The organism is Bacteroides sp. 14(A) (genome assembly GCF_000526555.1).
In the GTDB taxonomy this organism is placed as follows: Bacteria; Bacteroidota; Bacteroidia; order Bacteroidales; family Bacteroidaceae; genus Bacteroides; species Bacteroides cellulosilyticus.
Genome location: NZ_JAGH01000002.1, coordinates 1 through 23,552, shown reverse-complemented (window position 1 = coordinate 23,552; position 23,552 = coordinate 1). Strand labels below are relative to the sequence as shown.

General features: G+C 40.1%; 16 protein-coding genes. 5 read left to right on the top strand and 11 right to left on the bottom strand.

Translation table 11 applies throughout. The features are described from left to right. Nucleotides 1-151 precede the first annotated feature (151 nt). Nucleotides 152-3,070 (bottom strand): pitrilysin family protein, encoded by a 2,919-nt coding sequence (locus K429_RS0108060; protein ID WP_026366571.1) that lies wholly within the window; start codon nucleotides 3,068-3,070, stop codon nucleotides 152-154. Between the two features lie 103 nt (nucleotides 3,071-3,173). Between K429_RS0108060 and prfB the strand changes: the two genes are divergently transcribed. Next, nucleotides 3,174-4,289, top strand: coding sequence for a peptide chain release factor 2 (gene prfB, locus K429_RS0108055; protein ID WP_007210785.1), 1,116 nt, complete (start codon nucleotides 3,174-3,176; stop codon nucleotides 4,287-4,289). A 95-nt stretch (nucleotides 4,290-4,384) separates the two neighbouring features. On the opposite strand, the gene K429_RS29385 is transcribed toward prfB, so the two are convergent. The 7 genes from K429_RS29385 to K429_RS0108020 all read right to left on the bottom strand — a co-directional run bounded on the left by K429_RS29385 (nucleotide 4,385) and on the right by K429_RS0108020 (nucleotide 14,858). Next, nucleotides 4,385-4,912 (bottom strand): hypothetical protein, encoded by a 528-nt coding sequence (locus K429_RS29385; RefSeq protein WP_026366570.1) that lies wholly within the window; start codon nucleotides 4,910-4,912, stop codon nucleotides 4,385-4,387. 29 nt (nucleotides 4,913-4,941) lie between these two features. Then, nucleotides 4,942-5,697, bottom strand: a complete 756-nt coding sequence (locus tag K429_RS0108045; protein WP_026366569.1) for a hypothetical protein — start codon at nucleotides 5,695-5,697, stop codon at nucleotides 4,942-4,944. A 98-nt stretch (nucleotides 5,698-5,795) separates the two neighbouring features. After that, nucleotides 5,796-6,056 (bottom strand): hypothetical protein, encoded by a 261-nt coding sequence (locus K429_RS0108040; RefSeq protein WP_026366568.1) that lies wholly within the window; start codon nucleotides 6,054-6,056, stop codon nucleotides 5,796-5,798. Then, the gene (locus K429_RS0108035; RefSeq protein WP_026366567.1) at nucleotides 6,053-12,142 is read right to left on the bottom strand and encodes an RHS repeat-associated core domain-containing protein; all 6,090 of its coding nucleotides are present in this window, start codon (nucleotides 12,140-12,142) and stop codon (nucleotides 6,053-6,055) included. Before K429_RS0108035 ends, K429_RS0108040 begins: the two co-directional genes overlap by 4 nt. A 12-nt stretch (nucleotides 12,143-12,154) precedes the next feature. Then, nucleotides 12,155-12,577 (bottom strand): T9SS type A sorting domain-containing protein, encoded by a 423-nt coding sequence (locus K429_RS0108030; RefSeq protein ID WP_026366566.1) that lies wholly within the window; start codon nucleotides 12,575-12,577, stop codon nucleotides 12,155-12,157. A 19-nt stretch (nucleotides 12,578-12,596) separates the two neighbouring features. Then, nucleotides 12,597-12,977 carry a DUF3244 domain-containing protein gene (locus K429_RS0108025; protein WP_081679755.1) on the bottom strand — a complete coding sequence of 127 codons (381 nt, stop codon included), beginning with the start codon at nucleotides 12,975-12,977 and terminating at the stop codon, nucleotides 12,597-12,599. Between the two features lie 123 nt (nucleotides 12,978-13,100). Next, on the bottom strand, nucleotides 13,101-14,858 hold the full coding sequence (locus K429_RS0108020) for a tetratricopeptide repeat protein (RefSeq protein WP_026366564.1): 1,758 nt from the start codon (nucleotides 14,856-14,858) through the stop codon (nucleotides 13,101-13,103). 432 nt (nucleotides 14,859-15,290) lie between these two features. On the opposite strand from K429_RS0108020, the gene K429_RS30660 reads away from it, so the two are divergent. The 4 genes from K429_RS30660 (at nucleotide 15,291) to K429_RS0108000 (ending at nucleotide 20,025) form a co-directional block, all read left to right on the top strand. Further along, entirely contained in the window at nucleotides 15,291-15,428 is a 138-nt protein-coding gene (locus tag K429_RS30660) for a hypothetical protein (RefSeq protein WP_007210771.1), read from the top strand. Nucleotides 15,429-15,435: 7 nt separating this feature from the next. Continuing rightward, the gene (locus K429_RS0108010; RefSeq protein WP_007210770.1) at nucleotides 15,436-15,903 is read left to right on the top strand and encodes a CYTH domain-containing protein; all 468 of its coding nucleotides are present in this window, start codon (nucleotides 15,436-15,438) and stop codon (nucleotides 15,901-15,903) included. Nucleotides 15,904-16,020: 117 nt separating this feature from the next. Then, a complete protein-coding gene (locus tag K429_RS0108005) occupies nucleotides 16,021-17,313 on the top strand; it encodes a DUF4010 domain-containing protein (RefSeq protein ID WP_026366563.1) in 1,293 nt (430 codons plus the stop codon). Nucleotides 17,314-17,496: 183 nt separating this feature from the next. Beyond that, nucleotides 17,497-20,025, top strand: coding sequence for a TonB-dependent receptor domain-containing protein (locus K429_RS0108000; protein WP_007210768.1), 2,529 nt, complete (start codon nucleotides 17,497-17,499; stop codon nucleotides 20,023-20,025). Nucleotides 20,026-20,134: 109 nt separating this feature from the next. On the opposite strand, the gene K429_RS0107995 is transcribed toward K429_RS0108000, so the two are convergent. The 3 genes from K429_RS0107995 to K429_RS30275 form a co-directional block, all read right to left on the bottom strand. Further along, complete coding sequence (locus K429_RS0107995) at nucleotides 20,135-22,012, bottom strand: PQQ-binding-like beta-propeller repeat protein (RefSeq protein WP_026366562.1); 1,878 nt, start codon at nucleotides 22,010-22,012, stop codon at nucleotides 20,135-20,137. 49 nt (nucleotides 22,013-22,061) lie between these two features. Continuing rightward, nucleotides 22,062-23,282, bottom strand: a complete 1,221-nt coding sequence (locus tag K429_RS0107990; protein WP_026366561.1) for a S9 family peptidase — start codon at nucleotides 23,280-23,282, stop codon at nucleotides 22,062-22,064. Nucleotides 23,283-23,408: 126 nt separating this feature from the next. After that, nucleotides 23,409-23,552 (bottom strand): sigma factor-like helix-turn-helix DNA-binding protein (locus tag K429_RS30275; RefSeq protein ID WP_155923387.1); only part of this gene is annotated, 144 nt, incomplete at its 5' end.

Genomic DNA, 23,552 nt, shown 5'->3' with positions numbered 1-23,552 from the left:
GAATACGGGGCAAATGTACGTAATCACAGTGCGGGGAGGGTGGACTTTTTGTGTAATAAAGAGTATTTATAAATAGAACCGGTAGAAATTATAAAAAAAGAAAGGGTTACATGACAATGCAACCCTTTCCCTGTTTTACTGCTTAGATATATTAATATCCGAAGATATCTTCCTGTTTCAGTTCAATTACCGGACCTACTTTTTTCAAAGCATTTATATCCAGCTCTTTTTTGTCACCAAGGATACAGTATGTATAGGTGCGTCCCTTGATCCATTTATTCTGGTAGTCGATAACATCCTGTAACGTCATGTTCTGCACATCGTTATACAGCTTGATACGGCTATCTACGTTCTGTCCCAGATATTGAGCGCTGATATAATCCCAGATAATATCCATCTTGATGGTGCGGTTGGTACGCATACGGGCAATCATGCCGTCTTTGGCCAGTTTGAAGGCAGCTTCCGATTCAGGCATATTGTTGATGATGTCATTGAATGTATTGATGGCGTCTATCATCTTGTCATTCTGCGTAGCAATTTGTGTGCGTAGCATATAAGGATCTGTCAAATAGCTTGGCTTCAACATACCGGCCCATGCCGAGTAAGCCAAACCGCGGCTTTCGCGCATTTCCTGGAATACGATGGAATTCATGCCGCCACCGAAGTATTCGTTGTATAGTTGACGACCGGATTCAGCAGCAGGATCAAATTTCTCTCCCTTGTTGGAGATTTGCGACATATAGATTTGTTTAGCATCATACGGAGCAATGAAAATCTTCGTTTCGGGTGTCAATAGTGCTTCAAAGTTATTTCCTTCAGGAATTTCTTTCAAAGCCTCCGGTGCTTGATGCTCTTTATTAATGATGGCAAGCAGGTCATCCTGATTACTTGGCCCATAGTAAAGAATACGGTGCTTGAAGCTGCTCAGCTGTTTGATACGGTCCACAAGCTGTTGCGGATCCATAGAGGTCAGTTCAGCTTCGGTCAGCAGATTGGTTGCCGGAGATTTCGGACCATAAGTAGCATAAGACACCAGGCGCGAGAAGTTTTGCATCTGATTCAGCTTAGCGTCTTTGCGGGATTTCAGAATATCGTTAGCCATATTTGCATAAGCCTCTTTATTTACCTGGGCATTTGCCAACAGTTTTTCAAAGAGAGCCATGGCAGCAGGCATATTTTCGTTGAGGCCGGAGAGTACAACATAAGTACGTTTGCTACCCGGAGATACAAAGAATGAGCACGCAAGACGATAGAATTCGCTCTTAACCTCTTCCGGAGTCATGTCGGCAGTACCGAGGTATTCCAGATATTGGGCAGCGGTACCGAGTGCCTTGTCATTGTTGTTACCCATATCAAAGAGGTAAATCAACTGGAAAATATCATTCGTTGTATTCTGTTTGTAGAGTACAGGAATATCCGATTTTGCTTTCAGTTGGGTAAGATCTTTGGAATAGTCCAGGAATACCGGTTCGATAGGAGTCACTACGCTTGCCTGTATTTCTTTCAGGAAGGTACTGGCGGTGTCGCGATTCATCACGATAGGAGTGATTTCGGGTTTTGGCATCTTCTTTTCATTCGGGTCTTTACCTTGTCTTTTGTAGATAACGGCATAGTTATCATCTTTCAGATATTTATTGGCAAAGGCTACGATATCATTCTTGGTCAGTTTGGACATGCGGTTGAGGGCGGTAACTTCGTCTGCCCAGTCACTACCGTTTACGAATGACTGTACAAACATGTCGGCACGCGCATCATTGTTTTCCAACTGCTGCATCTGATACAGTTTGAAGTTGTTGATATTGGCTTCCAGCATCTTTTCGTCGAAGTCGCCGTCGCGGAGTTTCTTCAGTTCGCCCAGCATGAGGTCTTTCACTTCGTCCAGAGTCTGTCCTTGTTTAGGGCGTCCCTGCATCAACAGTGCGCTGTAATCGCTCATGGTCAGAGGATAGCAATATGAACTTAACGTCTTCTGTTGTTGTGTAAGGTCAAGGTCGAACAGGCCGGCTTGTCCGTTATAAAGTATCTGGGAAACCACTTGTAACGTTTCCACATCTTTGTCGGCCGCTCCGGGGAAGCGCCATGCAAGGGCAACGCTTTCGGCATCCGGGCCGATTACTTCACGTACAACAGGTGCTGTAATCGGGGTTTCTTTCGGCAGATCCAGTTTCGGCAGATCAGTGTTTGGTTTCAAACCACCAAAATATTTGTCAATGGTTGCAATCATCTGATCGGGATCAAAATCACCGGAAAGACAGATAGCCATGTTGTTGGGCACATACCATTTCTTATAATATTCTTTGATGTTGGTGATTGAAGGATTCTTCAGGTCTTCCTGAGTACCAAGTACGGTTTGTGTTCCATAAGGATGGTGTGGGAAAAGAGAAGAAAGTACTGCTTCGTAAACTTTGCGTGGGTCGCGGGTCAGCGACATATTCTTTTCTTCGTAAACCGTTTCCAACTCAGTATGGAAACCGCGGATCACGCAATTCTCAAAACGTTCTGCCTGAATTTTTGCCCAGTTGTCAATCTGATTGCTGGGGATATCTTCCGTGTAGCAAGTAACGTCGAAACTGGTGTAGGCATTTGTTCCGTTGGCACCGATGGCAGCCATGAGTTTGTCATATTCGTTGGGGATGGCATATTTGGAAGCCTCGTAGGAGATGCTGTCAATTTTTGCATAAATAGCTTTACGTTCAAGGCTGTCTGTTGTCTTGCGATAAACTTCGAATTGTTCTTCGATCTGGTCCAGCAAAGGCTTTTCAATCTCATAGTTCTGAGTACCGAAGTTTGTGGTACCTTTAAACATCAGGTGCTCGAAATAGTGAGCTAATCCGGTTGTTTCTGCGGGGTCGTTTTTACCACCTACACGTACTGCAATGTACGTTTGTATGCGCGGAGTTTCCTTGTTTACAGTCATGTAGACTTTCAAACCGTTGTCCAGAGTGTAGATACGCGCTTTCAGCGGATCATTGGGTACTGTTTCGTAGCTGTACTTCGAAGTACAACTTCCTAAGCTTATCGCTACCAGTAGGATAAACGTTAAACCAATTTGTCGGAATAGTTTGTTCATAAGCTGACTTATTAGATTGATAACTGCAAAAATATGCGTTTTTTTCATACCTTTGCACTCAAAAAGTAAATATTTTAAATAAGAAGGTTTATTTTCATAGATTATGATTACCATAGAACAACTGAAAAGCATTAAAGAGCGCACCGAGGCACTCTACCGCTATCTGGACATCGAAGGAAAGAAGATCCAGGTAGAAGAAGAACAGTTGCGCACGCAGGCTCCGGGCTTTTGGGATGACCAGAAGACGGCTGAGGCACAAATGAAGAAAGTGAAAGGTTTGCAACAGTGGATAGCCGGTTATAATGAAATAAAGACATTATCGGATGAATTGCAATTGGCTTTTGATTTCTATAAGGACGAACTTGTAACCGAGGAAGAGATAGATGAAGCTTATGCCAAAGCTTCCGTTGCCATTGATGAGCTTGAACTGAAAAATATGCTTCGTGATGAAGCTGACCAGATGGACTGTGTGTTGAAAATCAACTCCGGTGCGGGTGGCACGGAAAGCCAGGACTGGGCAAGTATGCTGATGCGTATGTATTTGCGTTATGCCGAAACCAATGGCTACAAGGCTGTCATTTCTAACTTGCAGGAAGGTGATGAAGCCGGTATTAAAACCTGCACTATTGAGATTTCAGGTGATTATGCTTATGGATATCTGAAAGGCGAGAACGGTGTACATCGTCTGGTGCGTGTATCTCCTTACAATGCGCAAGGCAAGCGTATGACTTCTTTTGCTTCTGTTTTTGTAACTCCGCTGGTTGATGATACTATTGAGGTGAACATCAATGTTGCCAATATCTCTTGGGATACTTTCCGTTCCAGTGGTGCCGGTGGTCAGAATGTGAACAAGGTAGAATCCGGAGTTCGTCTGCGTTATCAGTTCAAGGATCCGTATACGGGCGAGGAAGAAGAAATCCTGATTGAAAATACGGAAACTCGCGACCAACCCAAGAATCGCGAGAATGCAATGCGCCAGTTACGTTCCATTCTGTATGATAAGGAACTTCAGCACCGCATGGCCGAACAAGCCAAGGTGGAAGCCGGGAAGAAGAAGATCGAATGGGGTTCGCAGATACGAAGCTATGTATTCGATGATCGCCGTGTAAAAGACCACCGTACTAACTTCCAGACTTCGGATGTCAATGGAGTGATGGATGGTAAGATAGATGGTTTCATTAAAGCGTATCTGATGGAGTTTGCTGGACAAGAGGATTAACTTTTATTTCTATATAAAGAGAATGGGTGTCACTTGATGAATGAAAGTGATGCCCATTCTTTGTTTTCTATTCTTATCTGCTATACAATTCTGAATTATTCTTTTCTAAACAGTGATGAAAAGAAAGAAAACAGGTTCCTCTTCTCGGCTTTTGACTGTCCCCGACTTCTTATGGAACAAAATGTATTTCTCGTATCGTCAAATCCGAAGATAACATCGGATTCTTTCTCGATTTTAGGAATAGCAATGAATTGCAATCCTTTGTAATTCTTGATATTATCTATCGGAATCCAACATTCCTGTTCCGGCTCCCAGTAAGTGACATCATCTAACGTTTCTTTTTTTATACCCAGATTTGCTGATATGTCATACTGCCCGTCTGTACTTTTCATCAGGATATACGCTTCGACTAATTCGTGTGTTACGTTGTCGTAATTTAATATTGGCTTTTGCCAGGTTTCATCTATCTCCTCAGAGTCTTCTTCATCTAATGCGAATATCCAGATTGGATTTTCCTGCATATCTTGTAGGCTCACTTCATCTATGGGCTTGGGCTTCCCATAGATAATTTCAATAGAATAAACATTATTGTTGTTTACTCCTTTCGTACCAGCTTCTTTCATTTTCTTGTTTCGTTTTTATGTTCTTGCTCTCATTCCGATTGAATATGCTTTAGTATCTCTCTGACTTTTGCTTTTATGTCTGATTCAGTCGTAAAAGCTTTCGGGTCAAGCTTATGGTCTTCGCTAAACTCAGAATATAGTACGGCTATTGTGCCCAATTCATCAAGCCATTCCTTTTCATCTGGTTCTGCTCCGTACTTATAGTCGCCAATATCATACCATTCGTAGATTTTGTTGCAAAAGTCTATCGTATTGACTTTGTCACAAGAATACTCTTTCAGAAGATTGCGCATAGCTGTTTTCTGGAGAACATGCATGTCTTTATCCACATTGGAGCGTTCTAACAGCAATAGCAATTCTTCTCTTACTTTATTGAAACTCATGATACCTTCAAGATATTCACCACGACACTCGTCTACATAATAGATTGATGTTAGCTCTTTTTGAGTGAATTCCACTTCATTTTTCAATGCCAATAGTGTGTCTATAACAAATATGACGTTCGTAATGGAAGATAAATCATATTGCTTCAAATAGAAAAAAAGCAGGTTACCAGATATTTTCAGAGACGAATTTTGTCTTTTATAGATTTCATCCATTAAAATCTCTTGGATACGTTCTTTCGTATGAGCCCATGATAATTCAATAATAAAATAATCTTTTACACCTATTTCATTATTTAGAATATAGTTATCAGCCCAAGAAGTAATGATAGAGATGTCTATAAAGTCATACTCAAGTGCAATATTAAACAATATAATATTTTTATCAATTGTCTTTTCCATATTGGGTTCTTAAATCGATCAACTACCTCTTATATACGAATTAGGAGATTCTTAATACTTGGAAGCAGCGGGTGAAGAACATCCGCTGCGGCGGAAATTTATTCAAAGTAAAACTTGTCAATAAAATGTTCTAATATCCATCCTTCTTCTGTTGGCTCATAATTCTCATCAAAATGCAATGCGACTTCATCACTTGCCAATCCACGGATTTCATATGCTGTATCTTCATCTAGATAGAGTTTTATAGAATCTGTTGAATTGAAGATTTTTATTTTATTTATTAAATTCTCACGTCCTTTTAAAAGAGAATGTATAAGATAGTCATACTCTTTTTTAGATAATGTCACTTTTTTAATCATTTGTTACCTCCTAATTTTTTTACATCTTTTGTATGAGTACCGTGTACGGTTATGATTTTCCCTGTTGTAGGATTTACTACTACGGTTGCATTTGTTCCTATATACTTAATACTAGGTCTTCCTTGTGAATCATATTTTACATCTGTAACTTTTAGTGGATTATTTAGAGCATCGTCAATATTACTTTGAGAGATCCCACGTTCTTGAGCTCTTTCTGTTGCGTGTTTGCTTGTGTTATTGTTTTCTTTATTCTTTATATCGCTTTTCCAAGGGCTTTTTCCTGCATCTCTAACGGCTTTTATACCGTCAGCAGTCCCACTTATTACACCAGACATTAATCCTAATGCAGCACTTTGACCTCCTTGTTTTAATGCCTCTCCAAGATCAGCACCTGAGCCTAATGCCATAGCCGTACCTAAACCAAAGCCTGTAGCAGAGTTTAATGTACCTTGTGTCAAAACCTCTTTTAGTATAGGGCTTGCAATCCCTTCTGTTAATTTGCTAATTGGTTTTGCTAAATAGCTACCTAAACTTCCCCCTAAATAAGAAGTTGCTCCTCCTATTATACCTGAACCACCAACCTGCATCCAATCTATATTACCCCAGCCATTGTTGAATCCTTGATTAACAATGCTATTTGTTGCTCCTAATACCGCCGCTCCAGCTATTGGACCTGCATAGATTGTTACAAATCCAGAAGCGGCTCCTGTTCCAAAAAGGGCGAATCCTTGTCCTACACTATGTATATTCCCTTGTACGGCATTAACTACTACATTGATTACTCCACCGACAAATGCTGCGATTAAATCGTCAATGAAAAACCATTCACCGTTTTGGTCTACATATATTAGCGGATTATTTAAACAATAGCTGTAACGATTGAAATTCTGACTGAAATCCGGGTTCTGTACATACGGATCAGGACTTAGGAAACGTCCTAATGCCGGATCGTATAGTCGGGCATTCATATTAATCAAACCAAAGATCGCAAGGTGTTCGTGTCCGGTATATCCTCTGCCTAAAAAGAGTTCCGGTTCACTACCTGGCGCATAGATAGCTTGTGTAGCTGGATTTCTCAGTTTACCCCAGGCGTCATAACTCAATTCTTGTACAATATTACCGGATGCGTCTGTTATTTGTGTAATACTGCCTAAGTGATCGCGACAAAGGTAATATATATTCCATGTACCTGTACCATTTTTAACTAAAACTGTTTGAGCAGAATATGCGTCGCCACCTACATAAAGTTTTTCTTTAGTACTGTTAGCCGTTTTATCCAGTTCATATTTGTTCCCTATATAATATCGGGTCAATTTATCAGCGGTGCCTTGCTTTAGTAACATTTTGACACGATTGGCATCCCCATTGTAAGTGAACGTAGCTGTATACCCATTTTCTGTAATGGATACGGGGCGTAGCATAGCATTGTATGCTATTGTCTGGTTACGTAGTGGTATGGTATTACCTGAAGCCGTTACCGTCTCAATTGCATAGGGTTTACTTGCACTATATTCAAACTTGCCTATACCACTTGAATTCGTAATATTTCCTTTGATGTCATAAGCTACAGTCTGCTTGGCAAAGGCTGTCAGGCGATTAAGGTTGTCATACCCAAAATTTTCTTTCAAGTTTCGTTTTGCATCCGACCTCCAGTCTAAATTGCCGGTCGTTGCAATAAAGCTACATCCGAAGTTTTGTATGGAAGTCGTATTTTTCTTAGCGATGATAGATGTTACCCTTCCATCAGTGTCATACGTTTGAGTACGGCTTAATATTCCAGTGGTATAAGCCGTTGGTAGTCCTTGATTGTTTTCTCCGGTTAATTTCCAAATAGAAATAGAATCGTTGAGTTTGATTTCGGATAGATTCCCATTAGTATATTTGAAATGCTCTGTTGTAATATTGCCGGATTGTGATAGATAGTTTACAGAGGAAATGTTGCCGTTATTATATAAGTAATATTTTTGCAACCATTTCCCATCAACTATTACTTCTTTTTCCACAGATAAACGGAATAAGTCATCATACATGTAAGTCTTGGATGTGCCATTATTGCTCTGTTCAGATGTAATCAGGCCATCTGTATTATAAGCATAATTAGTCGTTAATTCACCCACATATTCAAGTTTCGTTAAACGATTATATGTATCATACGTCATACGTGTGGCTTTCCCATTGGCATCTGTCTTGGAATTGGTGTTGCCTGCTGCATCGTAGGTAAATGTAGTACTTCCCGCACTTGGATCTGTTAGCTGGGTTTGCCGTCCGTATGTATCATAGCTAAAAGATGTTGTGATATTGCCAGGAGCAATAATTGAAGATAATTGTCCGTCAGGACGATAATTGTAGGTTATTGAGCCACTTGAATCTTCAACCTTTATTAAATCTCCCATCGCATTATATATCTGTTTGGTCGATATACCATTTATTACACTTGTTGTTGTGAGGCCACTATAAGAATATGTCTCTTGTCTTCCTGCAGGATAAACTACTTTAGTTATTCTGTCATAATTATCATAGCTATAAATTTGCCATAATCCCGGGGTTCCTTTACAAGGATATGAAGTCTTGGACAGATGTCCTTGGTTGTCATATAAGTTATCGACATATAAATATTGTCCATCAAAACATTTCTCTCCTGTTCTAACCTCACGATTAAGAGCATCCAAATATGTTTGTGTATCTGGTTGTCCGGTGGAACTCTCATTGATAACTATCAATGCATTCGTGGGAGAAGATGCCCAAGAAGCTGTGCTGGTTGAAATGCTTCCATCCGCATAAGTTGATTTGATCTTTCTGCCCCATGGGTCATAATCGAAAGAGGTCTTTTTATTTTTGTGATTTTGGACTGCGCTTAGTAATCCTTTCCCATTATAAGTATATGTTTCTTTTAAACCAAGTGGGTCGGTTTGGCTGCTAAGTTGCCCATTAGAATTATATTCATATCCGACAATTTGTTCATTGGGAGAAGAGTAATATTTGGTTCTGGTTCGTATCAATTGATTGATTGAATTATATTCAAACTTTTCTTCTTTTATTTTATTGGTATTAGCTACATAATATGTCTTTGAAATAGGAAAATATTGAGTATTATACGTCATTACTGTACGGTTTGTAGATGTTCCTCCGTTGCGTGCAGTTATTGATTGTTCGGTGAGTGGCAATCCTAATATATATACCGAATCTTTTGTGATATTTTGATAAGTATTATTCTTTGTAGTAGAAAGCCCATTGCCATAACTGATTATCTCTTGAGTAATGTTACCGTATGTATCGTATTTGTATTGCCCTGTTATTGACAGACCTTTGGATTTATCTGTTGTCGTTTTTTGTGTAAGTAATATATTCGTTATTTTGTTTGATGCAGTAGAAATACTATATGTATATTTACTTGATAGTTCGTCAGAATCATCTTCCACCAGGACAGAAAAACGAAGGGGGTCAAATGTTTGCGAACTATGTTTACCGGTAACATTATCATAAACATTTATTTTCTCAAATCCCTTGAAACCAAGTCCTTGTTTGTGGATAACAGCATTGGTATATAAATAGCTAAGGTCTCGCAATAATGTTCCATTGTTATAGGCTACCAGATTTGAACATACAGTTAATCCCCCCTTGAAGTTTTGATAGGGAAATTCTGCGCCTGCCCCGGGAGTGTATAGAGGGGTGGTTTCATCGTTCAGTTGTTGATAACCGGCCTTTGTTATAACACCATAACTGTTGATAATTCCGGTTAATAATCTATTTTGGGAGTCGTCATTCTTATAGTATAATCTGGATGCGATTCCTCCTGTTTTTAAGCTGATAAGATTATTGTAATAATTACGGCTTTGTATATTTGTAGGAATTAAAACAGTCTCTTTGGGTATAGTTGTGTTGCTTGAACCTTTATAAGTTTGATAAGAGATAAAATAAGTTGCTAATGATACATTACTGGAACTGCCATAGGTTTCAATTAGATCTGTCTGTCCGTCACCATTCATATCTTGTAGTATAAATTTAGACGTTTCAAGTCTTGATGTGATAGTGATATCTTTTTTGTCCCAAAGTCCATTGCCTTTTGAGGAAAAGATGCTCCAGGTTGTACCGTTGCTTTTCAATGGTGAAAGAATAAAGTCTGATTTGCCGTCTCCATTAAATTCTCCCAATAAGAATTCTCTGTCACGTAACATTGAATTATTCAGTTGGCTATCTGTTGCAACAGTGCTGTAGCCATTGATATTTGCTCCTGTACCATAAAATGAAAAAATAGTAGTTCCACTGTCATTTATTAAACATAAATCTGTTCTTCCATCCCCATTGTAATCTATGGTATATAATTTATTGGATTGGGCATAGGCTTCTTCTCCACTTATATTTTTATCTTGATAAGCAGGAAATGCTAACCAATATGAGAAGGGACTACCTTCATATAATATTTTATTGTTTTCTAAATCTATTATATAGCATTTACTCGGTGCTCCTTTATCCATTGCATTGTAGGCGGAGACAACCAGTACTTCCATTTTTCCGTCCCCATTAAAATCACCGGTATAGTAATATTTAGGGTTGATACTTTTAGTTCCTCTATGATCTAGTAATGTGTTAAAACTGTAAGAACGTGTATACTTTTTGGCTATTCCAGAAAGTAGATTGCCTGTATAAACATGAAAATCAATTTTGTCCATATCACCTGAGACGTAGTTGTTAACTTTGACGATTTCTTCTCCATCAAACTTATCTAAATCCATGCAGAATATATCAACAAAGCCTGCTTCTGTTTTCAATTCAGGATTATACATGGCAAAGTCACCGCTAAGTCCGGTAGCTACGATTATAGTTTCGTCTCCTGTATATTGGTTTTCAAAATAGTTTCGTGAATGATGAAATGTTCCAGATTTTCGGTAATATTCTACATAAGAGGCTTTGTTGGGCAGCATTATAATACCGTCATTTTCAGAGCCATAATCAAACTTTCCTTTAGTAGTGCGTACCTGATTAGCTTCTTCGAAGTTATACCAGTGTATTAACTGGGTGTCTTTTTTGTCAAAACCTTTAATTTGTTTGTTGTCTCCATAATAAAATTTCAGAGGATTTAATGATTTTCCAGTCGCAGTACAGGCTATTTGTGAAATGAGTGATACCGATCCTCCTGTTATGTATGTTAATGAATACGTTCTTATTGCAGAGCCGTATAGATTGGTCGTAATAGATGAAAGCTGATAATCGTAGGTGATTTTTTTTCCACCATTAAATATGTTTTGTACATCAGCGGAACGAGATATGTAGTTGAATGATAGCCATGCCTGTTTACTCTTCCCGTATGTTATTTTGCTTATTCGATAGTGGTCATTTATTTTTGTATACGTATAATTGATTACGGAACCTGATTTGTCCGTCATTTGTGTGATATAGTAGTTGATTCCATCTGTGATATCATATTTTGCTTTTCTTCCATCAGGAAAAATTACCTCAAAACTGTTAAAGTCAAATCCTGATATGATTCCACGTACTTTGATAAAACCTTGTTCAGTTTGATAGGCTACTTTGCCTGCTGATATATCCGTTTGAATTAATCTTTGTCCATCTATGAAATATGCATTAGCATAAAGACCAGTTAGTACTCCATAAACTTGATCGTCATAATATATGGACATATTTCCTTTAGATATAACAGATGCCCCAGCTATATTCCATCCCCATCCTAATGGGCCATTACCAGATAAACTATTATAAGTCAACGAAATTTGTGGTGTGAAGCCATCTGGGCTTTGATATGCTTCTATTGGTATATTGATGGTCATTGCACCTGTAGGTGAAACGGTAGAATTACATGGAATTTCACCTACATCCTTAGTTTTGTCAATGGTATAAGAGGTAGGAATATGTGGATGAAGTTCGTTTCCCGAGATTCTGGTTATTGCTTGTAACGATCTGGAGGTGGTAGGGATATTCCTGTTATCAGTACTGTCCATTGTGATATTGAAGCCTATACTGTCAATGGGAAGCCCGATAAGTTCTTTCATTGTAGTTTGACTAAAGGCGTTGCCTGTGAAGAATATTGTTGCCAAAATAATGGCTAATTTGAGTCTAATTTTGTCCATATTATCTTGTTATTATTCTTTTATAATTTTCCAACTAGATATTTTATCTTCAATCCTAATTTGCATGATATAAATACCATTGGGTTGTGCACTGAGATCAAAAATTTGATTATTGCCAGATAGTTCAGTCTTTTCAATTAATTTCCCGACAATATTATAAATACTAATAAATCCCTTAGCTTTGTCTAATCCCGTTATTTTAATGTTTAAAATCCCTTTCGTTGGATTGGGATAGATTTTGATTTCATGACTTTGCATTTCCTCAATGTAAGGCACTTGCTCATTTTCTTCTGAAAGTATACTTCTTGTGGCTGATAACACAATCTCTCTTTTAGTACGATTACCGGCACTGTCGTAGGAATACTTGATTTTGTTTTGAGCGTGTACATAAGTTATTGTACAAAATAAGAATGCAATAAATAGCAGTTTTTTCATATTTAGTATATTGTTGAATTTAGTAAAGTGTGAATTGTCCCCAGAGTGAGTATTCTCCGTTTGTTAGCTCAATAGTATATATTCCTGCTCCCATTGTGTTAATTTGAAAAGAATAGTCTTGGTTGTTGAAGACGGTAATGGTGCTTGAATAAACGATACTATCGAATTCATTGAGTATTGTAATCTGTAGGTCTTCTAAAATAATATCTGAGTAAATATAGATAATGTTGCCGTTATGGGAGAGGTTGGGAACATAAGAAATTGAGCGTTTGTCTTCACCCCAACTCCTTTCTATAACTTTAATATCCTTTTGTTCTTTGAAATTCCAATTCTCTTTATGCCCTGCAAAAGAAGTTAATGACATAGTAATGCACATAAATGCGACTAATTCTCTTTTCATATTATTTATTTTTTGAAATTTAAGCCGCAAATATATGCTGATATGGATGGACTAGTTTAGAATCTTTGTACGGTTTTAGTACGGTTCTGATTTTGTGTAGTAATTTGTGATATAACCTTGGACTTAAAATGCTTGTATGAATTGATCCCATTTCTCTGGACCGCCTTGTTGCCCATGCGTCTTCTCGTAGAGTTTCTTGCGGGAGGAAGTTACAGCTTGTTTAGAGCGCAGTGTCAGGTTAGCAATGCCTGTAGCTGATATTGATATTTTGAGTAATAGACAAATGCGTAATTCCTGCTCACTAATTTGCGGGAAGAGCGCATAAAGCCGTTTAGTGAACATTCCGTATGTTTGGTCTATCATTGCTTGTAAATCGTTCCACTCTGCTGCTGTTATATTGGTTTGGTTTTTGGCAGCTTGGTGGAAATGGATATAAATATCAGATCGTTTTAAATTACTTTCTAAGAGTGTTTGTTCTTTCTGTTCTGCTTCTATTTGTTTATTTGTATTTTCAATCAATTCTTTTTGTGCTTCTAATAACTCTTGTTTTAATTCGTCCTTTTCTGATTGTGCAACCTGTAATTGTGTCTCTAAAAAATGAATATGTTTTGCATTTTTCTCGATGAATTCAATACTTTTCTGATATTGCCTTTCTTTTATTTCTTGCAGTCGCCTTTGCTGTTCTTTCTTTTGTTCTCTCTTTCGCTTTGTATATTGTGAATAAAGTAGGAAACTTGTTATTGATAGTATAAGTATGAAGATGAGACCTATTACCTTTGCTTCTTGTTTGGCGTTTATATCCTTGAGTTTTTGATTTTCTTTTTCTCTCAATTGATAGTTGTACAAAGATTGCATTTTACGTATGGTTTCCGTATCAGTCTGTTTCTTTATGGAGTCTGTATACGCTAAATATAAATCAACATAATCTAATGCCTCTTTATATAGGTGATTCTGTTTGCATATGTTGCTTAAACCTTCATAACCTCCTTGTTTAGTATAGTAATTGTCGAATTCTAATAATTTGTGATAATAGTAATAGGCTGAATCTTGATTATTCATCTTAAAGTATAAGTCGGCTATTGTGGAGATGCGAGATGCTAAATTCCTTTTTTCCTTTGCCTGCATAGAAATGCGAATTGCTTCTTCAGCTTGAGAGTACATCCCTAATTGTGTGTAGAGACTGGCAAGTTCTCCTGAAATAATGGTTGTCAGATGTTTGTTCTTTATCTCTCTTGCCTGCTTATATGCGTTTTCATAGTAGAAAAGAGAACTGTCGGCATTATTATATCCTGTAAATGTACGCCCTATATCGCGTAAACTGTATATTTGTCCAATACTGTCATTCGATAAAATGTCATAATTATAGCTTTTCTTGAAAACGGATAATGCTTCATTGTATACTCTTTGGTATAGATACAATGTTCCCATTTGGCTATAGATTCTACTGATTAACTTATAATCCTTGCTGCTTTGTGAAACATCCAAGGCTTTTTGATAGTAATCCAATGCTTGCGGTGCATCTCCTAAATCTCTGTAAACACGCCCGGCATAATAATAGGCCTCTGGAAGATGCTTTTTTTCTTCTTTTTGTTCGTAATATTTTAATATTTGAAGTATACTGTTATCTGAAGTATGGGTAATATAAGCTTTGTCTTTAGCTTTTAGACATATCAACTGATAGTACATTTGTGTTTGTTTATTTTCGGCTGCAATCTTTTCTTTCATTGCTGTTAGTATGGCTATTGCACTGTCCGGATTCACGCTTGAGAGAGAATCTGCCGATATTAACGTTTGGGGATAAGATCGGTTTTCGCATCCACAAAAACAATGTAGCAAGATGATAGATAACAGATATATTTGTAGTAATGCCCCTTGTTTCATAACTTTTATAAATTATATCACAAATTTACATGTTTATTTTAAGTGAGAAGCTAAAAACGGATAGTTTATTTAAGGTAAAAGTATCATTTGATCTCATTTAACCTAGAGCGACGAAAAACTACTACGTAGTAAATACTAAACTACCTGTAAGTAGGTGGGCACTTACTGCGTAGTAGTTTACTAACTACTTGTAGGTGGTTCGGGATGCCTTTCTGCCGTACCTGAGATGCACTTGCTCCGTACCAAAGCCGTACTTTCTTCGTTCAGAGATACTTCTGACCGAAGAATGTACGGAGCAAGTACGGCTCAGATACGGTTCGGGTATGGTTCAGATATTAGCTTGTTACAAATAAATTTCCTCTTTTCTTTTGGAATCTTCCCGAATTTCATGTTACTTTGTTATCAGTTGAACTTTAATACTAAGAACACATTATGGGAAAGAGTAAGAAAAAGGTTATGCATAGCCGTAAGGAAGAAGAACAAGCTAAGAAAGTGTTGTTGATTATTGGTGTATCTGCATTGATACTGGTGCTGGTGATGCTGATAGGATACTCGTTCTTAGGGAAATAACTGATAGATGTCGCAAGAAATAGAACGGAAATTCCTCGTGACGGGGGAGTACAAATCGAGGGCGTATGAACAAAGCCGTATTGTACAAGGTTATATCAGTAGTGCAAGAGGCCGGACCGTGCGGGTGCGCATCCGTAACGGAAAGGGATATCTTACAATAAAAGGTGCTTCCGATGCCTCGGGACTCAGCCGATATGAGTGGGAAAAAGAGATTCCATTGAATGAAGCGGAGGAACTGATGAAACTTTGTGAACCGGGTGTTATCGATAAAACTCGTTATCTGGTGCGCAGCGGACGGCATACCTTTGAGGTGGATGAGTTCTACGGTGAAAATGAAGGTTTGGTAGTTGCTGAAGTGGAATTGACTTCGGAAGACGAGGCTTTTGAAAAACCGGATTTCATAGGGCGGGAAGTAACAGGCGACGTCCGTTACTATAACTCGCAACTGATGAAGCATCCATACACCGTTTGGTAAGACCTTAATACCCTGTCAACAAGAAGTTAAGAGTTTGTCAACAAGGAGTTAACTTCTTGTTGACAGGAAGTTAACTCCTTGCAAATGGTTGCTAATCAAGTATATTCAGAGGACGAAATGGAGAAACTTTATGAATACCTGCCTAGAGAACTGGTGACCTTTGTATTGGTGACTTTGTTTTCTTTATTAATAGGACTTTCACAGCGGAAAATCAGTTTGAAGCGCGAAGGGGAGACAACGTTGTTCGGTACGGACCGCACGTTCACTTTTATAGGTATTTTGGGGTATCTGCTTTATATTCTTGATCCGGTGGATTACCGCTTGTTTATGGGCGGTGGCGCTATATTGGGACTGCTACTGGGATTGAACTATTACGTTAAACAATCTCAGTTCCATGTATTCGGGGTTACCACCATTATTATCGCACTCATCACTTATTGTATTGCTCCTATTGTAGCCACACAACCCTCCTGGTTTTACGTGATGGTGGTTGTGACAGTATTGCTCTTTACCGAATTGAAGCATACTTTTACAGAACTCGCACAGCGCATGAAGAATGACGAGATGATTACTCTCGCCAAGTTCCTCGCTATCAGTGGCATTATCTTACCGATGTTGCCGAATGAAAATCTGATACCCGACATTAATTTGACTCCTTATACCGTCTGGTTGGCTACGGTAGTTGTATCCGGTATCTCTTATTTATCTTATCTGCTGAGGCGATATGTATTTCATGAGTCCGGTATTCTGGTATCTGGTATTATAGGTGGTTTGTATAGCAGTACGGCAACTATTTCTGTTCTGGCACGTAAGAGTCGCAAGGCACCTGCACAGGAGGCGCCGGAATATGCCGCAGCAATGTTGTTGGCAGTGAGTATGATGTTTCTTCGTTTCCTTATACTAATAGGTATATTCAGTAAGGCGATTCTTGCGGAAATTTATCCATACCTCCTTATTATGTCCTTCGTTACGGCGGGAGTGGCCTGGTATCTGCATCGGAAGCGTAAGTCGATTCCGGTGACGGGCGAAGAAGCTGAAGAAGAAGATAGCAGTAATCCGTTGGAATTTAAAGTTGCACTGATTTTTGCCGTTCTGTTTGTGATATTCACCATTGTGACACATTATACTTTGATTTATACCGGTACGGGTGGATTGAATGTCTTGTCGTTCATTGCCGGGTTGAGTGATATCACTCCATTTATTCTGAACCTGCTGCAAGGTTCGGGTGTTGCCGTTGTGGTGGTGACAGCTTGTTGTATGCAGGCTATCGTGAGCAATATTGCCGTGAATATGTGCTATGCGTTGTTCTTTGCCGGTGGGAAGAGTCCGTTGCGCCGGTGGGTACTGCGTGGGTTTGGTGGTGTGATTGCAGTGAATGTCTGCCTGCTACTTTTTTTCTATTTGCTATAAATTCCGCAAGAACGCTTACAAATATTCTCTCTAATCCCTTTTCTTTGTGCTTTTTTAACTCCGAAAATCTCGTAGATAAAGAAAAAGAGCCTACTTTTGCCGCATTCATGTGACAAAATAGCTACGATGTACGTCTAATACAAAAACAGTCAACTAATATTCATCAAACAAACTAAAACAGAAATGAAAATTAAATGCCCTTTGCTGCTTATAATGCTGGTAATATCCTCATTGGTAGCGGCACAGAATGCGGCACCTCCATTTCAGATTAAAGGAGTCTTACTGGATTCTTTGACTCAAGAGGGAGAACCTTATGCCACAATTAAAATCGTGAAAAAAGAAGCGCCTGCCCATGCATTGAAAATGCTGGTAACAGACATGAAAGGTAAGTTTCAGGAAAAGGTTCCGGGGACGGGTGATTTCGTGATGACGATTTCTTCTATCGGTAGAAATACCATTGTGAAAGATTTTACTGTGAAAGCAGGAGAGAAAATTGTTGATTTCGGTACGCTGTATATTACAGATGCGTCCAATGAGCTTGGACAAGTAGAGGTGGTAGCTCAAAAACCACTGGTGAAAGCTGATATTGACAAGATAGAATATAATGTACAGGATGATCCTGATTCAAAGTCAAACTCTGTATTGGAAATGCTTCGTAAAGTGCCTTTGGTTACTGTAGATGGCGAAGATAATATTAAGGTGAACGGTAGTAGCAGCTTTAAGGTGTATGTGAATGGTAAACCTAACAATATGATGAGTAATAATCCGACGGAAGTACTGAAAAGTATGCCCGCCAATTCTATCAAACATATCGAGGTTATTACTAATCCCGGTCCTAAGTATGACGCTGAAGGTGTAGGGGGGATCCTGAATATTGTCACTGTAGGTAGCGGACTGGAAGGGTATACGGCTACATTTAGTGGAAACGTTAGTAACATGGGGGCTGGTGGCGGCCTGTTCGGTACAATTAAGAGTGGTAAGTTGACGATAAGTGCTCGTTATAATTATAATTATAATGATCGTCCGCGTAGCTATTCTGGTGGTACTCGTCGTACAGTAGGCGACATAACCGACGGTTCTTCAGATTTAGATTATAGTGGCGATAGTAAAGGACATGGTAATTTCCAGTCCGGCAGCATGGAAGCCAGTTATGAAATTGATACTTTGCGTTTGATAACCATGTCGTTCGGACTTTGGGGTGGCGGAAATAACAGCAATGGACTGAGTAATACTTTTGCAACGATGCCCGGTACCGGTGATGATCTGTATCAATATGTATCGAACAATAGAAGCAAAAGTTCCTGGTATTCTATTGATGGTGGCATTGACTACCAACGTATGTTTCATGTAAAAGATCGTATGTTGACCTTCTCTTATAAAATCAATACCAGACCGGAAAGTTCGGATTCATACTCCACTTATGATTATGATATGGAGGATGTAGCTCCGGATTGGCAGGATTTTATGAAACGTATGAAAAATCAGCATAATGATGGATCCCAGAATACTACTGAACATACTTTTCAGGCTGATTATACGACGCCTATCGGCAAGATACATACTCTTGAAGCCGGTGCGAAATATATTCTCCGTGATAATTCTTCGGAAGATGATCGTTATGAACAAGCGTCAGCAACTCAAGCTGATTATGAGTTTGACAATGATCACAGTTCGCATTATAAACACCAGAATGACATTTTGGCTGCATACCTTGGATATGGACTGAAAGTGAAGAAGATTTCCGGAAGACTTGGTGTGCGTTATGAGCATACGAAGCAGGAGGTGAAATATCTGTTGGGTAAGGGAGATAACTTTGATAAGAATTTTGATGATTTAGTTCCTTCTGCAAGTATTGGCTATAAGTTGACAGATATGTCTAATCTTCGTTTTGGTTATAATATGCGTATTTACCGTCCGGGGATCTGGTATTTGAATCCTTATCTGGACGATAGTAATCCTACAAATATAAGCCAGGGTAACTCTCATTTGGATAGTGAGAAGAGTCATTCGTTTAACTTGAGTTACAGCAACTTCACGCAGAAGTTTAATATCAATCTTTCAGCCCGCTATAGCTTTACCAATAATAGTATTGAACGGGTAACAGAACAGGTGAAGGATACAGAAATTTTTGGTCTGCAAAATCCTACTGGTAAAGAAGTGCTTTATTCTACTTATCAGAATATAGGTAAGAGCAGGAATGCCAGCCTAAGTGGTTATATCAACTGGAATGCTACCTCCAATACACGTATCTATGCAAACCTTTATGGTAACTATACTTATTTGGAAGGCGCCAATGGATTGAAGAATGACGGTTGGAATTTGTTTGCTTATGGTGGTGCTCAGCAGTCTTTGCCTCACGATTGGCGTATCAGTCTGAATATTTATGGTCAGACGCCTTGGATCATGTTGCAGGGAAAGGGGAGCAGTTTCTTTGACTACGGATTGAGTGTAAACAAATCATTCTTGAAGAAGCGTCTGACCTTGTCGGCATTTGCTAGCAATTTCTTTAAGAAATATCAGCATCCGACTTCAAGTATAGAAGGTGTAGGCTTTATACAGGATAGTTGGAATAAATATACTCGTCAGCGTTTTGGTGTAAGTGTTAGCTATCGCATCGGTGAGTTGAAAGCCAGTGTGAAGAAAGCCGCGCGTACCATCAGCAATGATGATGTGAAGAGTAGCGGTGGTGAAGGTGGCGGTGGCGGAGAATAATCTGACCGTACTTTCCTGAATTATTTTTCATCCGCAGATGGCGCGGATAACGCAGATTTATGATTAATGAAGTCTGCATTATCCGTGACGTCGGCGGATGAACTGTTTTCTATAGGGGATATTCCAGACAAGTCACTGTACCATCCATTGTCATGACAATGATTTTCCCTTTTCCTGCATTCTTTAGTGAAGTTATTGCCGAATGGGAGATTTTGTGTGACCAGGCAATGCCGCTTCCGTCTGTCCGCACGGCATGGAGAACACCAAATTCAGTAGGAATGAACACCAGTTGTTCGGTTGTTTCCATACGGGTGGGGATGAAGTTGCTTTCGTAGGGCATTGATGTATTCCAAAGACTGGTATAGGTGCCGTGAGATATATCCGCAGCGGTGATGTTGTTCTTGATTCCTTTCACATACATTGTTTTTCCATCCGGTGAGAAGCCGAGGGACTCGCGTCCTTTCGCTTCATCGGAAGCCCAAAAGATTTCTCCCGTCCCGGGATGGAATGAGCGGACGAAATAGTCGGAGCTGAGAACTATGACTTGTTCATTCGTCTTTCCTTGCCGCGTATACGGCAGTACTACCGGCCAGCAGGCACCCGGTGAGAAATATCTGCCTCGTTTGGTGTCGAACTCCCATATTTTCTCCCCACTCCTGCGGTCGATGGCATAGAACATCGCTCCCCAAGTGCCTATATATACGCGCTCCTTATCCACAGCCGGGCGTGATTCGATGTAGCCTTGCAGACCATTACAAGTCCAGTTCAGTGTTCCGTCTGTCAGCTTTAAAGAGTAGAATTTACCGTTGCTGCTGCCGATGTAGACTGTACCTTCGGTTACGACAGGGCACGCTACAATGGGGTAATTAGTATTGTATTTCCATCGCACTGTGCCCTGCTTTCTGTCAAGGGCATAGATGAAACCATCACAGGAAGAGACAATGACAAGTTTTTGGGTGATAAATGGGGCTGAAAATATCTTGTTTCCGGTGGTATAGGTCCACAGGGTTTTGCCGTTCTTCGCATTAAGGGCATGGACAACACCGGCTGTATTGGTGTAAACGTACAAGTTACCGTCTATGCTTCCCTGCGAAGCGATATCAGTCACATCCTTCAATTTCCAGGTTTCGCGTACCGAAGGATAAGTAGCATTGATAGCGAAATCCGGACGATAATAAGTGGTATCCTTTTTCTCCTGCAAAGGTGCCAGATGGATCGTATTCCATACAGGGCGGGTTTCTGTTTTGATGATGCGTTCATGGAACTCTAATGTATTGCCGCGAAGTGTGACCAGGTTATATCCGCCTATCGGATCTTTTCTGCGCAGGGACGAACGGCCGATTACGGCGGGAATACCTTCGGCATCATAAGCACGGTTCACGTGTAGGTGTCCGCCGAGTATTGCCTGGATATTGCGCGCTTTAAGGATGTCGACAACTTCGTACCAGTTACTCAGATCCTGATCGATAGGGAAGTGATTGATGAAAATAATGGGTTGTTCTGCCGGAGTGGCGCGAACGATAGAATCGAGCCACAGAATTTCTTCGCGGGGAATGTGAGGTGGTCCCATACGCAGACTTGGGCCGGCGCCACAGCCGATGAAACGTACTCCCTGCCAGTCGTAACAGAAATGGGAGGCTTGGAAAATCTTGTCGAACATAGTGCATCCGTTTTCACTCCAGTTTACATCATGGTTGCCGGGGATGAGAAAATAAGGTTTCCGGAAGTTCTTCAGAATGTCTTGCAGCAGATAAAATTCCTTGGTGTCACCGAATTCAGTGACATCGCCGCTGAGGATGGTGAAGGCAACGTCAGGATTGGCATTGATGTCTTCAATGGATTGCCGCAGGTCGTCTTCGGCATAGGCGAAAGAATTGAGATGTACATCACTGAGCCATGCGAAAGTGAAGACTCGTTCGTTGCTGCCTTGTCCGTAGGAAAGGAGAGACAGCGCTATCACACAGATAGCCAATAAAATTCTTTTCATGATTCTTTGGGGGTATTAGTAAGTGTTATACCCCCAAAGATAAAGAGTTTTAGTGGAATAACCAGCGCTCATAGTCCACCTTTTCGTAAAGTGGTGCAATGGTTACTTCTGTATTCGCGTCTTTCTTTCCAAGCAGGAACTTGTCGACAAACGCTTCTACTTCAGGATACTGGCTTTCGGGCAGCTGGCAGTGCCCATGTCCGCCTACGATGGAGAAGCCCATTCTGTCGGCAATGCCGAAGGTTTCCCATACTTTACGGGCAGCACGGCAGGAGACATAACCCGATTCATCAGCCAGCCACACATAGTCCGGGTTTCCGAGTACCAGCAGTGCACGCGGTGCTACCATGGCACACAGTTCGTGGTGGTCATACGGCAATTTCGATACATTATCTTCTTTATACTGGAACATACTTTCTTTAAACCAGGCATGACTGGTTCTTCCCAAAGTTTCCACTTCACCCAGCGTTTCAGAAACACGCCATGCTGCCGCACCGCCACCACCCGGTTCCTGAGCAATGGTCAGTGCAATACGCTCATCGAATGCTCCGGCAAAAAGAGCCATTTTCCCGGCGAAGGAACAACCGGATATGGCCAGTCGTTTGGTATCTATCTTGCTCTTTTTACCTACGATTTCCAATCCGTCAATGATACGGCTCACTCCCCAGGACCAGGCGCAATAGGCTCCCATGTCCGTACGGTCAGGATAAAGTTTGTTGATAGGCTCGTTGCCGCGCTTTTGTGTGTGCGACATGACTTGTGTGAAGTTGAATGCGATTTGTGCTATATTGCGGCTCGTGAAGATGGTGGGAGGAAGACTACCCGTGCCTCTGCCTATTCCAATGATGGCTGGGAAAGGGCCTTTACCTGCCGGATAAGTAATTTTTGCTTTCAGGGTGAGCGTTTGTCCGTTCACTGTTACATTTACTCTAAGGGTATCATCCACGATATCCGCGGTAATGTCTTTTTTCGATACTACGGGTTTCTCGCCGATTTCGTAGTGTTCTATTTCGCGGGCTATCTCTGCACGCCGTCGGCTCCAGTCCTTGAAGTTGGTTGAACGGCCACTGCCATCGGACCATTGGAAGGGATCGGTCAGTGTTTTTACCACCGGCAGTTCATCGATACCCGGCAACACGGGTGCAGGATTCTTTATTCCTGTATTTTCCACAGTGTAGACTAAGGGGATTTTCTGTGCGAATGTGGAAATGCCCATACCCATGTTCAGCAGAACAATCAGTACCCATAAACGTGTTTTCCAGTTTTTCATGTTTCTATCTTTTAAGAGGTTTACATCTGTTGGCAAAGATAGACGATGTTTTTTTTAACCGGTTAGTAGGATGTTACAGATACTTTTCATGGTGTTACATAATTAGAGAAATAGACTTCGTTTTTATTAATCTATATTCAAAAAGTACTCATTCAGGTTCTGTGTAGGTTTCAGATCGAGCTTCTTTCGCAATCGGTACCGGTTATTCTCTACTGCACGGACCGAAAGGTTCATTAATGAGGCAATATCCTTAGTCTCCATATTCAGCTT

What these genes read in the sequence shown, in the direction of transcription:
- K429_RS0108025 (WP_081679755.1), bottom strand. Translation starts at nt 12,977, where the DNA reads ATGAAAAGAGAATTAGTCGCATTTATGTGCATTACTATGTCATTAACT.
- K429_RS0108030 (WP_026366566.1), bottom strand. Translation starts at nt 12,577, where the DNA reads ATGAAAAAACTGCTATTTATTGCATTCTTATTTTGTACAATAACTTAT.
- K429_RS0108060 (WP_026366571.1), bottom strand. Translation starts at nt 3,070, where the DNA reads ATGAACAAACTATTCCGACAAATTGGTTTAACGTTTATCCTACTGGTA.
- K429_RS0108010 (WP_007210770.1), top strand. Translation starts at nt 15,436, where the DNA reads ATGTCGCAAGAAATAGAACGGAAATTCCTCGTGACGGGGGAGTACAAA.
- K429_RS0107995 (WP_026366562.1), bottom strand. Translation starts at nt 22,012, where the DNA reads ATGAAAAGAATTTTATTGGCTATCTGTGTGATAGCGCTGTCTCTCCTT.
- K429_RS0108045 (WP_026366569.1), bottom strand. Translation starts at nt 5,697, where the DNA reads ATGGAAAAGACAATTGATAAAAATATTATATTGTTTAATATTGCACTT.
- K429_RS30660 (WP_007210771.1), top strand. Translation starts at nt 15,291, where the DNA reads ATGGGAAAGAGTAAGAAAAAGGTTATGCATAGCCGTAAGGAAGAAGAA.
- K429_RS0108005 (WP_026366563.1), top strand. Translation starts at nt 16,021, where the DNA reads ATGGAGAAACTTTATGAATACCTGCCTAGAGAACTGGTGACCTTTGTA.
- K429_RS0108040 (WP_026366568.1), bottom strand. Translation starts at nt 6,056, where the DNA reads ATGATTAAAAAAGTGACATTATCTAAAAAAGAGTATGACTATCTTATA.
- K429_RS0108020 (WP_026366564.1), bottom strand. Translation starts at nt 14,858, where the DNA reads ATGAAACAAGGGGCATTACTACAAATATATCTGTTATCTATCATCTTG.
- prfB (WP_007210785.1), top strand. Translation starts at nt 3,174, where the DNA reads ATGATTACCATAGAACAACTGAAAAGCATTAAAGAGCGCACCGAGGCA.
- K429_RS0108035 (WP_026366567.1), bottom strand. Translation starts at nt 12,142, where the DNA reads ATGGACAAAATTAGACTCAAATTAGCCATTATTTTGGCAACAATATTC.
- K429_RS0108000 (WP_007210768.1), top strand. Translation starts at nt 17,497, where the DNA reads ATGAAAATTAAATGCCCTTTGCTGCTTATAATGCTGGTAATATCCTCA.
- K429_RS0107990 (WP_026366561.1), bottom strand. Translation starts at nt 23,282, where the DNA reads ATGAAAAACTGGAAAACACGTTTATGGGTACTGATTGTTCTGCTGAAC.
- K429_RS29385 (WP_026366570.1), bottom strand. Translation starts at nt 4,912, where the DNA reads ATGAAAGAAGCTGGTACGAAAGGAGTAAACAACAATAATGTTTATTCT.